Source organism: Lysobacter capsici, assembly GCF_018732085.1.
Taxonomy (GTDB): domain Bacteria; phylum Pseudomonadota; class Gammaproteobacteria; order Xanthomonadales; family Xanthomonadaceae; genus Lysobacter; species Lysobacter capsici_A.
In genome coordinates, this window is record NZ_CP076103.1 from 4218030 (window position 1) to 4231359 (window position 13330).

Below are 13330 nucleotides of genomic sequence, written 5' to 3' on the forward strand. Positions count from 1 at the left end.
CGCCTGCTCCTGTCGCTTGCGTTGTTCAGCGCATCAGCACCACTTCTTCGGCGCTGGTCGGATGGATGGCGACCGTATCGCGCAGGTCGTCCAGGGTGATGCCGCGCTTGAGCGCGACCGCGAAGCCCTGCAGCATCTCGTCGGCGGCCTCGCCGAGCAGATGGATGCCGACCACGCGGCGTTCCTCGCCCACGCAGATCAGCTTGAACAGGCTGCGCTGCGGCGATTCGGCCAGGGCGTACAGCATCGGCCGAAACCCGGCGCGATAGATGTGCAGATTGTCACCATGTCGTGCCCGCGCCTCGTCTTCGGTCAGGCCGACCTTGCCGATCGGCGGATGGGCGAACACCACGGTCGGAATATCGTTCGGGTCCAGCCGGCCCTCGCGTTGACCGTAGACGCGATCCATCAGCCGGCGCGCGGCGGCGATCGCGACCGGCGTCAGCGGCAGGTCGGTGGTGACATCGCCGATCGCGTTCACGCCATCGACGTTGGTCGCGTGCAGTTCGTCGACGACGATGTGGCCGCGCGGATCGAGCGCCAAGCCGACTTGCTCCAGGCCGATGTTCGCCGTGTTCGGCCGCCGCCCGGTCGCGAACAGCACCTTGTCGAAGGCGTCGCTGAGCGAGCCGTCGACGCCGCGCAGCCGCACTCGCGCGCCGTCGGCTTCCAGCGCGGCGATCGCATGACCGAAATGCAGATGCACGCCGCTTTGGATGTAATCGTCGGCCAGTTGTTTGGTCAGCTCATGGTCGAAGCCTTCCAGCAGGCGTTGGCCACGCACGAACAGCTCGACCCGGCTGCCCAGCGCCTGCAATACGCCGGCCAGTTCGACCGCGATGTACCCGGCGCCGACGATCGCCACGCGTTCGGGCGCGGCGCACCAGTTGAAGAAATCGTCCGAAGTCTCGCCCAGTTCGGCCCCGGGAATCGGCGGCTTGACCGCATGCCCGCCGGTCGCGATCAACAGCCGCGGCGCGCGCAGGCGCACACCGTTCTCGCATTCGATCGTGTTGGCGTCGATCAGGTGCGCGCGCATCGGCTGGACCACGATCTCGGCCGCATCCAGACGCCGGCGGTAACTGTCGTGGATATTGGCGATGTAGCGCTGGCGATGGACGATGAAGGTCGGCCAGTCGAGTCCGCAAGGCTTGTTCGGTGGGCTGTCGACGGCGAAGCCCAGCGACTGGGCCATGCGCAGCTTGCTCGCGATGTCGGCGGCCAGCCACATCGCCTTCTTCGGCACGCAGCCGACGTTGACGCAGGTGCCGCCGAGCAGATGTGGTTCGAGCAAGGCCACGCGCGCGCCGTATTCGGCCGCGCGGAACGCGCCGGCCAGGCCGCCGGAGCCGCCGCCGATCACGATCAGGTCGAAGTGGGCGGGGTCTGTCTCGAGTTCTCGTTCGTTTGCGTTCAAGCGAAACGCTCCGGTCGATAGGGGTGCGGGTCGATCGCGGGCGGGCGCCCGGCGATCAGGTCGGCGATCAGCTGGCCGGTGCCGGCGCTCATGCTCACGCCCATCATGCCGTGGCCGGTCGCCAGCCACAGGCCGTCGCGGCCGGGCACGCGGCCGATCAGCGGCACGTCGTCCAGGCTCATCGGCCGCCAGCCCTGCCAGCGCTCGCGCTCGACCGGGCCGACGGGTTGATGCAGGTATTCGGCCGCGCCGCGTTCCAACGCGGCCAAACGGCGCGGGTTGAGGCTGGCGTCGAAACCGGAGAATTCCATCGTGCTGCCCAGGCGGAAGCCGCTGTCCCACATGGTCACGCAGACCTTGCGTTCGCGCAGCACCACCGGCCGGCGCGGGGTCAGCGCGGGCCGGTCGTAGGTGATCGAATAGCCCTTGCCCGGCTGCATCACCCGCTTGAGCGAAGGTAGGCCGATCGCATCGGACAACTGCGGCGACCACGCGCCCAGCGCGATGACCGCCTCGCGCGCGCGCATCGGCCCGCCGGTGGTGTCCAGTTCGAGCGCATCGTCGCGGCGCTGTACGCCGCGCAGGCCGCATTGCTCGACGATCTCGCCGCCGCGCTCGCGCACGCTGCGCGCGAGCTCGTCGACGTATTTGTCCGGGCGCAGCACCGCGTCGTGATCGAAGCGGATCGCGCCGGCCAGGCCGGGCTTGAACGCCGGGTCCTGGGCGTTGTACGCGGCGCCGTCGATCAGCTCGACGTTCACGCCGAATTCGCGCAGCAGATCGAGTTCGTGCTGGCCGGCGGCGAACGCGGCGGCATCGCGGAAGACGTAGTCGACGCCTGAACTATCGAACTCGCAGACCAGGCCATACCGCGTCACCCAGTCTTCCAGACGAGCGCGCGAGTCGTTCAACAACGCCGCCTTGGCCTGCGCGCTGCTGCGCCAGTCGCGCGGATTGCAGCGCGCGGCGAAGCCCAGCAGCCAGCGCCACAGTTGCGGATCGAGCTTGGGATGCACGTACAGCGGCGCGTCGGGGGTCAGCATCCAGCGCAGCGCCTGCGCGATCACTCCGGGCGCGGCCAGCGGCGTGGCATGGCTCGGAGTGATCGTGCCGCAGTTGCCGTGCGAACTGCCGGCGCCGGCCGCGCGCGCATCGATCACCCGCACCGCGCGGCCGCTGTCGAGCAGCGCCAGCGCGCAGGTCAGCCCGATCACGCCCGCGCCGACGACGATCACGTCCTCGCGGCGGCCCGCGACGGCGGCCGCCGAATCCTCACCCACCTGCACTGCGCCCATTGTGCTCCGTCGCCTGGTTCGAACCGATCCGCGCGCGGCGGCGCGGCACTGCCATGGGCCGTTTCGGCGGCGCGCGGATTGTGCGAGCGCGCGCGGATGTGCAGCGATGCGGATCGCACAGTTGCGTCGAGCGGGGATGCACGTACAGGCCGCGCGCGGTCATCATCATCCGCCTGCGCGATCACTCCATCCCGCGCCATGCCGCACGCCCGATCGCCGCGTTGCTGCTCCCGCGCGCGCGCCGACCCGCACCGCCAGCGCGCTGTCACCCACGCCCGCGCGCCCTCACATCACCCGCGCACCCGCGACGGCGGCCGCCGAATCCTCACCCACCTGCACTGCGCCCATTGTGCTCCGTCGCCTGGTTCGAACCGATCCGCGCGCGGCGGCGCGGCACTGCCATGGGCCGTTTCGTGCGGCGCCGCGGACATAGTAACGAGCGCGCGCGGATGTGATTGCGATGCGGATCGGATACAAGGTTTCAGTGATGCGGGGTTGCGATCAGGCCGCGCGCGCCGATGAGGCTCCAGCGGATCGTTCGGTGCGACCTGAGCCGGATCGGGGACGGATCGAAATCAACCCGCCAGTCCGTCTTCCGGATCGGGCGCCCAGCCGCGATCGCACCCTGCCGACAGGCACGCGCCACCGACCCGATGCCGCGATCGGCAACGCCATGCGGCATCGGCGCATCGCACGCGGCGATGGCGTCTCCGGCGCGGCCGGCAGCGGACCTGAGACTCGTCCGAAGCCGACAGGATCGTGACGCGCCTCTCATTTTCTATTTCAGAAAATTTTGTTTCTTGCATCGCAACTGTAGTGCACGGCCTTAGCGTTGATCCCGACGCACCGCTACGACCGCCCGACGCCACCGAAGCGGCCGAGCCGCCGTCATACCGGCCTCTCACGCCGCGCCCCCGGGCCGGCCGCGGGAGTGCCGTCTTTCCGCACCATTTCCCAGGGGAATCGCTTCCATGCAGTTGAAGACCGCACTACTGAGCACCGCCGTGATCGCCGGACTCGCCGGTTTGGCTGTGTACGGCCCGCATTCGAACGCCACCCTCGACACCTCCGCCGCCATGGCCGGCGCGCAGGGTCGCCCGCTCGCGGCGCCGGCCGCCTCGGCCCACGCGCGCGCCGCCGCCGCGCAGCAGAACACCGCCGCCCTGCGCGCCCTGATCGATACCGGCGCGCGTCCCGGCAGTCGCCAGGCCTGGGCCAGCCGTTCGCCCGAGCAGGCCGACCGCAGCGCCGCCGCCGAACGCGCGCGCGAACTGCTCGCCACCGCCGCCGCGCGCGAGGTCCACCTCGCCCAGGCCGACGGTTTCACCGCGCGCGAGGTCATGATCGACCGCGACGGCACCGAGCACGTGCGCATGGAACGCCGTTACGAAGGCCTGCCGGTGATCGGCGGCGACATGGTCGTGCATTCGCGCGACGGTCAGCTGCTCTCGGTCACCCAGGGCCACAACATGCGCACCACCGCGCGCCCGCGGCTCACGCCCGGCATCAGCCCCGCGCAGGCGCAGACCGAGGCCGGCGCGCAGTTCGACGGCCGTGTCGCCCAGGTCGATCCGGCCAGGCTGGTAGTGTACGCGCGCAACGGCATGGAACCGACCCTGGCCTATCAAGTCGGCCTGCGCGGCGCCCGCAACGGCAGCCAGGACCCCGGCGTGATGTCGTACTACCTCGATGCGCGCAACGGCAGCCTGCTGCAGGCCGAGGATCGCTTCCACACGGCCGCGGCCAACGGCACCGGCAAGACCCTGACCCTGGGCAACGTCGGCATCCTCACCGATTCGACCGGCGGCGGTTACCGCATGGTCGATGTCTCGCGCGGCGGCGCCCAGACCATCGACATCTTCAACACCACCGGCTCGACCGAAGCCGAACTGGCCGCGGCCAAGGTCTTCACCGACACCGACAACGTGTGGGGCAACAACCTCAAGACCGACCGCGCCACCGCCGCCGCCGACGTCAACTACGGCGTCGCGGCGACCTGGGACTATTTCAAGGCCGTGCACGGCCGCGACGGCGTCGCCAACAACGGCCAGGGCATCACCAGCTACGTGCATTACGGCCGGAACTATTTCAACGCCGGCGCCGGCACGATGGAAGACGGCACCATGTTCATGGTTTATGGCGACGGCGATTTCAGCAACGGCAACACGCCGCTGGTGGCGCTGGACGTGGCCGCGCACGAGATGGGCCATCTGGTGAACAACGCCACCGCCAACCTCGGCTACTACAACATCAAGGACAGCGGCGGCATCAACGAGGCCAGCTCCGATATCTTCGGCACCCTGGTCGAGTTCAGCGTCAACAACGCCAAGGACGCCGGCGACTACCTGCTCGGCGAAAACGTCTACGCGCGCCCGGACGGCAAGCGGGCCTTGCGCGTGCTGTTCCAGCAGAACGCCGACGGCGCCTCGTTCAAGTGCTATCCGGTCGGCGGCTTCAGCGGCAGCGGCACCGCCTCGGGCGGCCGCTACGATCCGCACAACACCTCCGGCGTGGGCAATCTCTATCAATACCTGCTCACCGAAGGCGCCAAGGTGCCGGCCAACTTCGCCACCACCTACCGGGCGTCGGACCTGGTGTGCAACGGCGACACCGCCATCGTCGGCATCGGCCGGGCCAAGGCCGGCGCGATCTGGTATCGCGCGCTGACCAAGTACTTCGTCTCCAGCACCGACTACCCGCAGGCGCGCGCCGGCACCTTGCAGGCCGCGGCCGATCTGTACGGCGCCAACTCGGTCGAGTACCAGACCGTGGCCCGCGCCTGGTCGGCGGTGAAGGTGAACTAACGCTCGAACCTGCGTCACCGCATCGATGCGCGCGACGCAGTACCGGATGGCCCGCGCGAGCGGGCCGTTCGTTGCTTGGCGAACGTCGCGGCGAGCGAAGCCCGTCGCCGACGGCCCGGCACGCAGGTCCGCCACGACTCGCCGCGACGAACACAAACATCAGCGATCACACATCACAACCGTGCCACGCCGCGCAATCGGATTCTCGTCACAACTCGGAAAAACACATCCATCTCACCTTGTCAGCACGGCTTGCGTTGATGCGCGAACGCGGCGTCGCGCGGCGCCGGAAAGCGGCGAATTGAACGGGCGAAACGGCAATATCCGGTTCTGTGATATCCCCCGCATTAACGTCCGGTTATCGCCTGCATGCGGCCGGCTTCGGGCCTCGACGACGGCCTAAGGTTGTGTCGACGCATCGCGCGCGCTCCACCATGAAGAGCGCAAGACGATTCGTCCGCTGCGTGCGGAACGAGCGCGACCGGTCGCCTCCACTTCGGCATTGCAGCGTCCGTCATCACTCATTGCTCGCTCTTTCTTGAAGGGGATCACCTATGCAGTTGAAGACCGCTCTGTTGAGCACCGCCGTCGTCGCCGCTCTGGCCGGCGTGGCGTTCCACTCCGCTCGCTCCGATGTACCGAACGGCCCTCTGGCGGCCACCGCGTCCGCCGCCGGCAGCGCATCGGCCGCCGCGCACGCCACCGGCCTCACCGCCAACGCGAAGCACGCCGGTTCGCACATGGCCGCACTGGGCGACACCGGTGCGCGCGCGGGCAGCGAGCTGGCGTTCTCCAGCACCTCGCCGGCGCAGGCCGATACCACCTCGGCGGCCGAACGCGCCCGCCAGTTGCTGCGCAACGCCGCGGCCAAGGAAGTCAACCTCGCCGCGTCCGACGGCTTCGTCGCGCGCGACGTGATGATCGATCGCGACGGCACCGAGCACGTGCGCATGGAACGCACCTACGAAGGCCTGCCGGTGATCGGCGGCGACATGGTCGTGCATTCGCGCAACGGCGAACTCAAGTCGATCACCCAGGGCGACAACATGCGCACCACCGCGCGCCCGTCGCTCAAGCCCGGCATCGGCGCCGAGCAGGCGCGGATCGAAGCCGGCGCCAAGTTCGACGGCACCGTCGCCTCGCTCGATCCGGCCAAGCTGGTGGTGTACGCGCGCGGCGGCGGCGAACCGACGCTGGCGTATCAGGTCGGTTTGCAAGGCGCGCGCAACGGCGACCAGGCGCCCGGCGTGATGTCGTACTTCCTCGACGCGCACACCGGTGCGTTGCTGGAAGCCGAAGACCACTTCCACACGGCGGCCGCCAACGGTACCGGCAAGACCATCACCCTGGGCAATGTCGGCATCGTCACCAACTCGGTCAGCGGCGGCTTCCAGCTCACCGATCCCAGCCGCGGCAACGGCCAGACCCTGGACGCGAAGAACAGCAGCAGCACGTTCAGCGCGGTCGCTTTCAGCGACAGCGACAACGTCTGGGGCAACAACACCATCAGCGACCGCGCCTCCGCCGCCGCCGATGCGCATTACGGCGTCGCCGCCACCTGGGACTATTTCAAGACCGTGCATGCCCGCAACGGCATCTTCAACGACGGCAAGGGCGTCAAGAGCTACGTTCATTACGGCAGCAATTATTTCAATGCCGGCTGGAGCGGCAGCTACATGGTTTACGGCGACGGCGATTCGAGCAACGGCAACACGCCGCTGGTCGCGCTGGACGTGGCCGGCCATGAAATGTCGCACGGCGTGAACACCGCCACCGCCAACCTGGGTTACTACAACATCAAGGATTCCGGCGGCATCAACGAGGCCAATTCCGACATCCTCGGCACCCTGGTCGAATACAGCGTCGGCAACGCCATCGACAAGGGCGACTATCTGATCGGCGAAGAGGTCTATCCGGCGTCGCAGGGCGCGACCAAGGCGCTGCGCCTGATGTTCAAGCAGGACGCCGACGGCCGCTCGGTCTCGTGCTACCCCAGCGGCGGCTTCCCGGCCTCGCAGACCGGCAAGGGCGCCAAGTACGACCCGCACTTCACCTCCGGCGTGGCCAACCGTGCCTTCTTCCTGTTCGCCGAAGGCGTCACCCCGCAGGCCGGCTTTAGCTACACCAAGGCCCAACTGGTCTGCAACAGCGACACCACCATCGTCGGCATCGGCCGGGCCAAGGCCGGCGCGATCTGGTATCGCGCGCTGACCAAGTACTTCGTCTCCAGCACCACCTACCCGCAGGCGCGCGCCGGCACCTTGCAGGCCGCGACCGACCTGTACGGCGCCAACTCGACCGAGTACCAGACCGTGGCCCGCGCCTGGTCGGCGGCCGGCGTCAACTGATCCATCGTCACGCGACACGAAAACGGCCCGCATTGCGGGCCGTTTTTTGTCTCGCTCCGTCCGCGCGCCGCCACCAGCGCCGCATGATCGCGGGTCAAGCCTGATCGCGCACCCGCATCGATGGCCAATGGCCGTACGCGAACGCACGCCACAGCCATTCCACCGGCCCGAAACGGAACCGCCGCAGCCACCACGCGCTCACCGCCAGTTGCGCCGCGAACAACACCAGCGCCGCCACGATCAATGTCGTGTACGACCAGCGTCCCCATTGGTTCAAACCGTGGTGGTACAGCACCCAGGTCGCGATCAACGACTGGCTCAGGTAATTGCTCAGCGCCATCCGCCCGGCCGGCGCGAATACGCGCAGCCAGCGCGCGCCGTGGTGCAGCCCCAGCACCACCGCCGCGATCAACGCCAGCGCCACCGGCAGGCCGGCGAGCATGTGCAGGGTCTGGGCGAAGATCGACGACGCGCTGAACACCGCCAGCGACGGCGCGCTGTCCACCGCCACGCTGATCGCGGTCAGCACGATGCCGGTCGGCAGGCCGTGCACGATCAGCGCGCGCAGCACCCAGCGATACCGCGCCGGATCGGCGATCACCCCGCCGCGCACCAGCGAGGCGCCGATCAGGAACAGCCCCAGCGACAGCGGCAGCATCATGCTCCAGCCGGCGATCGTGCTCTCGAAAAAGAACTGCAGCCGCTGCGCGGTGACCGCCGCGTAGTCGCCATGCGCATACGCGGCGACCTCGGCCGCGCGCAGCGCCTGCGCCCGCGCCAGATCGGCGGCATCGCCTTCGGCCACGCCCGGCAAGGTCAGCGCCGCGGCGATGATCAGCATGTAGCCGATCGTGCCCAGGTAGACGGTCAGGCCCAGCTTCAGCCAGAAATCCAGCGACAACGAACGCAGCGCCAACAAGGCGAACGCGCTCAAGGCATACGTGACCAGAATGTCGCCGCCCCAGATCAGCCACGCATGCACCAGGCCGAGCGCCAACAGGCCGAAACTGCGGCGCAGATAGACCGCGCCGAAATCGCGGCCGGCGCTGCGCGCGCGTTCGAGCATGACTGCGAAGCCCATGCCGAACAGCAACGCGAACAAGGTCCAGAACTTGTCACGCACCACCAGGTAGACGAACGCCGACAGCGCGCGGTCCGAACCGCGCAGGGCCGGATCGATGCCTTCGTGCAATGCGTTCAACGGCCCGGCGAAGCCCGACACGTTGCTCAGCAAGATGCCGAGCAGCGCGATCCCGCGCAGCGCGTCGAGCGCCTGCAGGCGCTCGCGTTCGGGGATGGGCGCGAGTTCGGACGGGACGGGACTCATCGGGCTCGCAGGCTGCCTAGGGAATCGTGAGGGATCTGGATCTGCGCGGCGCTGGGCCGACACTGCCTTGGTGAAATCGCCGCTGCGTGCGCGCAACGCCGCTTTTGTAGGCGACGCTGCTCGCGCGGAAGCGCCGCTGTTGTGGGAGGGGCTTCGCTCTTGTGGGAGGGGCTTCAGCCCCGACGCTTTCCTCTCGGATCGCACCGGCACTCGGGGAACCCGAACTCGCCAAGCCCGGACCGAAAAGCGTCGGGGCTCAAGCCCCTCCAACAAAAGATACCGCTTGGTCGGTCCCTACCTGCGCCAGACGGGAACTGGATCGACAGCTCACCCGCACGCGACCGATCGCAGCGCAAAAAACGAACGGCCCGCTCGCGCGGGCCGTTCGATAGGGACGTCGTTGCCGGCTGCCGCGTGTGGATCAGTGCGCGTGACCGCCGTCGCCATGCACGTGGCCGTGCTCGATCTCTTCCTTGGCCGCTTCGCGCACTTCGACGATCTCGACCGCGAAATGCAGGTCCTTGCCGGCCATCGGGTGGTTGAGGTCGACGTCGACCACGCTCATGCCGATCTTCTGGATGGTCACCGCGCGCGGGCCGAAATTGGTCTGCAGCACCGCCTGCATGCCGACTTCCAGCTTGGTGTCCTTGAAATACTTCTTCGGCACGCGCTGGGTCAGGCCGTCCTGGCGCACGCCGTAGGCGTCGGCCGCGACCACGTCGACTTCGAACTTGTCGCCGGCCTCGTGGCCTTCCATCGCCTTTTCCAGGCCCGGGATGATGTTGTTGTGGCCGATCAGGATCGCCAGCGGATCGCGGCCTTCCGAACTCTCGAGCGGCTCGCTGCCCTGCTCGGAAACGGTGTAGTGGAATTGAACGACGCGATCTTTCTCGATTTTCATGGCAAATCCGGCTGGGAAGACCGCCCCGTGGCGATCAGGAAAGGAACGGCGGCGCCGCAATGAGCGGGCCGCCACAAAAGGTCACATCGATTGTCTTGTCGCCGCTGCCGTTAGCCGCCAAGCTATCGGCCGTGACGAAGGCCGCGCATTATCCCGGCAACATCGCTCCCGCGCCAGCACGCGGGCCACGGCCGTGGCCGGCGCTGCTCGCCGGGCTGAGCCTGTGCGTGCTGCTCGCGGCCTGCGGCGGCGGCAAGCAGATCGTCCGCCGCGGCCCGGCCCCGCAGCCGCCGGCGCGGGTCTGGCCGCACGTCGAGCCGGAAAACCCGGGTGCCTCCAACGCCGTGCTGATGCGGGCGATCAGCCTGGTCGGCACGCCGTACCGCTACGGCGGCAACACCCCCGACAGCGGCTTCGACTGCAGCGGCCTGGTCAACTACGTCTACCGCGACATGCTGGCGCTCAACCTGCCGCGCACCTCGCGCGATCTGGCCGGCTACCAGGGCCCCAAGATCGAGCCGACCCGGCTGGCCTCGGGCGACCTGGTGTTCTTCGGCAGCGCGGGCAACGTCAGCCACGTCGGCATCTATGTCGGCGAAGGCCGCTTCGTCCACGCCCCCAGCACCGGCGGCACGGTCCGCCTGGACCGGCTCGACGGCCCGTACTGGCGCGACCACTACAGCGGTGCCAAACGGGTTCTCAGAAAGAACTGAGATCACTTCCTGAATGCGGGAAGGTTCCCAGACTCGTCAGAAATGTGAGAAAAATCACATACCTGTTAACGAGCCTCTAACGAAATTTGAACCAACCTCTCGCGCTTCACGGGCATGATCCCCTACCGGTGACGACTTCGTGATGACTAAGTGACGACCCAAACCACTCGCCACAACCGCAAGGCTGCCACCCCCCAAGCACCGCGCGCTACCGCCCAAGGCCTTTCGGCCCGGGCCACCCAACGTCTTCTGCTGACCGCCTCGCTGGCGGTCTGCGCCCTGCCCGCCTTCGCCCAGCAGTCCTCTGCGCTGGCCGCGACCGCCGGCGCCCTGCCTTCGGCCACTTCGCTGCGCAACGATTCGGCCGACGCGCCGGAGCCGTCGGCCAGCAACATGCTGCCCGAAGCGATGACCCTGTCCGACCGCGCCCTGCTGCTGGCGACCGACCTGAACCGCCTGCTGGGCCAGGGCCAGGACGTGGCCCTGAGCAAGACCGACATGCCGGTGGCCGAACAAGGCCGCATCAAGGGCATGCTGCAGCGCGCGCTGGCCCTGCTGGGCACGCCGTACCGCTGGGGCGGCACCTCGCCGGACCAGGGCTTCGATTGCAGCGGCCTGGTCGGCTACGTGTTCCGCAACGCCCTGGGCATCGAACTGCCGCGCGTGTCGCGCGAGATGGCCAAGACCGGCGAAGTGATCGCCCGCGATTCGATGACCGAAGGCGACCTGGTGTTCTTCGGCCGCCGCGGCCGCGTCGACCATGTCGGCATCTACCTCGGCGACGGGCGCTTCGTGCATGCCCCGCGCACCGGCAAGGACGTGACCGTGTCGAGCCTGGACAGCGGCTACTGGAGCGGCAAGTTCATGGAAGCGCGCCGGGTCGACGGGATCTGAGGTCGCGCTTCAGGATTCAAACGCAACAGGCCGCCTTCGGGCGGCCTGTTGCGTTGTGGGCGACCGGTTTTGCGGTTTGGCATGCCGCGTAGGCGATGCCGTGTTCGTGATGCCGTGTCCGTAAGGAGACTGCGGTTGCCCGAACGCAACAGCTCCGGGTGGAGTACGGAGCCATCCATTTGCGCACGAGGCCGCGGCTGAAATCGGCGCCCACTTTGGAAAAGGGGGCGAGCGCCCGGCGTGGTTCGATCCTGGGGGCGGTTGGTGCGCGGGGGATTCGCTTTTCGGCGGGCCGGGGGCGTTGATGCAGAAGCCAAAGCCAAAGCAAATCCCCCCTGCCCCCCTTTTTCAAAGGGGGGAAAAGCAAAAGCAAAGGGGCGCGCGATAAGGCTGACGAAGGATGTGGATGTGCGACGCGCACTGGGAATGCGAAACGGCAACGACGCGCGGGCTACTTCCCCGGCTCGCCCTCATGCACATACCGCTCCACCGTCGCCTCGATGCCCTTGCTCAGCTCCATCACCTTGAGCGCGTATTCGGCCAGGCGCTTGTCGTCCTCGGTTTCCGGCGTCCACGACGGCACCGCGGTCGGTTTGCCTTCGACCTGATCCATCGCCACGAACACGATCACGCAGTGCGTGCATAGCCGCTCCTCCGGCTCGCCGTCGTCCAGGCCCGGGTCGCGCGCTTTCACGTCGACCGCGAAATGCATGCTGCTGTTGCCGGTCAGGATCAGCTTGGTGTGGACGGTGACCAGATCGCTGATCCGGATCGGGGCGACGAAGCGGATGCCGCCGACGGCGACGGTCACGCTGTACTTGCCGCTCCAGCCGACCGCGGCGGCGTAGCCGGCCTGGTCGATCCATTTCATCACCATGCCGCCGTGGACCTTGCCGCCGTAGTTGACGTCGGTGGGCTGGGCGAGAAAGCGCAGGTTCAATTCGCGTTGCTGGCCTTTCATGCGCTGGCTCCGGTGGCGGTGTAGACCTTCAAATGCCGCACCACCGCCGCGCCGACCCGATGCACGGCTTCGCGCGCGCGTTCGTCGTCGAGTTGGCCGTAGTCGTGCAGTTTGTCGGCGGCCTGGCCGACCGCGACCTGCTGCGGCACCACGATCAGGCCGAGCTTGGCCAGCGCGTCGCGCAGGACCAGCAGCGAACGCAGGCCGCCCAGCGGCCCGGGCGAGGCCGAGACGATGCCGGCGACCTTGTCGGCGAACAGCGTCGTGCCCGAACGCCCGCCGGGCATCGGCCGCGAGATCCAGTCGAGGGTGTTCTTGACCAGCGCCGGCATCGAGCCGTTGTATTCGGGCGTGCTGATCAACAGGCCGTCGTGTTCGCCGAGCAGCGCCTGCAGGCGCAGCGCGTTCTCGGGCAGGCCTTCGGCCTCGATATCGCCGTCGTAGATCGGCAACGGGTAATCGCGCAGTTCGATCAGGGTCACCTGCGCGCCGGCGGCGCGCGCGCCCTCGGCCAGCACCGGGATCAGGCGGCGGTTGTAGGACCCCGCGCGCAGGCTGCCGGCGAAGGCGAGCAGGCGCGGGGACGGGTCGATCGGGCTGGCGGACATGCGGTGCTCCGTGGCGAATCGCCCGATTATGCGCGAGCCGCCGCTGAGCCGGGTGAGTGCAT

At 68.3% G+C, this 13330-nt stretch carries 10 protein-coding genes; 4 read left to right on the forward strand and 6 right to left on the reverse strand.

Annotated features, from left to right (window positions below):
• Positions 1-25: 25 nt before the first annotated feature.
• Entirely contained in the window at positions 26-1417 is a 1392-nt protein-coding gene (gene gorA / locus KME82_RS17565) for a glutathione-disulfide reductase (protein WP_215495196.1), read from the reverse strand.
• Positions 1414-2703, reverse strand: coding sequence for an NAD(P)/FAD-dependent oxidoreductase (locus KME82_RS17570; RefSeq protein ID WP_430538847.1), 1290 nt, complete (start codon positions 2701-2703; stop codon positions 1414-1416). Before KME82_RS17570 ends, gorA begins: the two co-directional genes overlap by 4 nt.
• A 980-nt stretch (positions 2704-3683) precedes the next feature.
• On the opposite strand from KME82_RS17570, the gene KME82_RS17575 reads away from it, so the two are divergent.
• Positions 3684-5516, forward strand: a complete 1833-nt coding sequence (locus tag KME82_RS17575; RefSeq protein ID WP_252255389.1) for a M4 family metallopeptidase — start codon at positions 3684-3686, stop codon at positions 5514-5516.
• Positions 5517-6256: 740 nt separating this feature from the next.
• Positions 6257-7864, forward strand: coding sequence for a M4 family metallopeptidase (locus tag KME82_RS17580; RefSeq protein WP_215499118.1), 1608 nt, complete (start codon positions 6257-6259; stop codon positions 7862-7864).
• 94 nt (positions 7865-7958) lie between these two features.
• Here KME82_RS17580 and KME82_RS17585 read toward each other — a convergent pair whose 3' ends face one another.
• Positions 7959-9191: a DUF418 domain-containing protein gene (locus KME82_RS17585; protein ID WP_215495198.1), complete on the reverse strand. Its 1233-nt coding sequence runs from the start codon at positions 9189-9191 to the stop codon at positions 7959-7961.
• A gap of 421 nt (positions 9192-9612) precedes the next feature.
• The gene (locus KME82_RS17590) at positions 9613-10092 is read right to left on the reverse strand and encodes an FKBP-type peptidyl-prolyl cis-trans isomerase (RefSeq protein WP_036114005.1); all 480 of its coding nucleotides are present in this window, start codon (positions 10090-10092) and stop codon (positions 9613-9615) included.
• A 131-nt stretch (positions 10093-10223) separates the two neighbouring features.
• Here KME82_RS17590 and KME82_RS17595 point away from each other — a divergent pair, with 131 nt between their 5' ends.
• On the forward strand, positions 10224-10805 hold the full coding sequence (locus KME82_RS17595) for a C40 family peptidase (RefSeq protein ID WP_252255392.1): 582 nt from the start codon (positions 10224-10226) through the stop codon (positions 10803-10805).
• Positions 10806-10955: 150 nt separating this feature from the next.
• Positions 10956-11699, forward strand: a complete 744-nt coding sequence (locus tag KME82_RS17600) for a C40 family peptidase (protein ID WP_215495200.1) — start codon at positions 10956-10958, stop codon at positions 11697-11699.
• Positions 11700-12150: 451 nt separating this feature from the next.
• Here KME82_RS17600 and KME82_RS17605 read toward each other — a convergent pair whose 3' ends face one another.
• Together KME82_RS17605 and KME82_RS17610 are read right to left on the reverse strand one after the other, a co-directional pair.
• Positions 12151-12660, reverse strand: coding sequence for an acyl-CoA thioesterase (locus tag KME82_RS17605; RefSeq protein WP_215495201.1), 510 nt, complete (start codon positions 12658-12660; stop codon positions 12151-12153).
• Positions 12657-13268: an NADPH-dependent FMN reductase gene (locus KME82_RS17610; RefSeq protein ID WP_215495202.1), complete on the reverse strand. Its 612-nt coding sequence runs from the start codon at positions 13266-13268 to the stop codon at positions 12657-12659. Before KME82_RS17610 ends, KME82_RS17605 begins: the two co-directional genes overlap by 4 nt.
• Positions 13269-13330: the final 62 nt, after the last annotated feature.

Excerpts from the sequence above, each read along its gene's own strand:
- KME82_RS17575 (WP_252255389.1), top strand. The coding sequence starts at position 3,684 with ATGCAGTTGAAGACCGCACTACTGAGCACCGCCGTGATCGCCGGACTC.
- KME82_RS17580 (WP_215499118.1), top strand. The coding sequence starts at position 6,257 with ATGGCCGCACTGGGCGACACCGGTGCGCGCGCGGGCAGCGAGCTGGCG.
- KME82_RS17585 (WP_215495198.1), bottom strand. The coding sequence starts at position 9,191 with ATGAGTCCCGTCCCGTCCGAACTCGCGCCCATCCCCGAACGCGAGCGC.
- KME82_RS17590 (WP_036114005.1), bottom strand. The coding sequence starts at position 10,092 with ATGAAAATCGAGAAAGATCGCGTCGTTCAATTCCACTACACCGTTTCC.
- KME82_RS17605 (WP_215495201.1), bottom strand. The coding sequence starts at position 12,660 with ATGAAAGGCCAGCAACGCGAATTGAACCTGCGCTTTCTCGCCCAGCCC.
- KME82_RS17610 (WP_215495202.1), bottom strand. The coding sequence starts at position 13,268 with ATGTCCGCCAGCCCGATCGACCCGTCCCCGCGCCTGCTCGCCTTCGCC.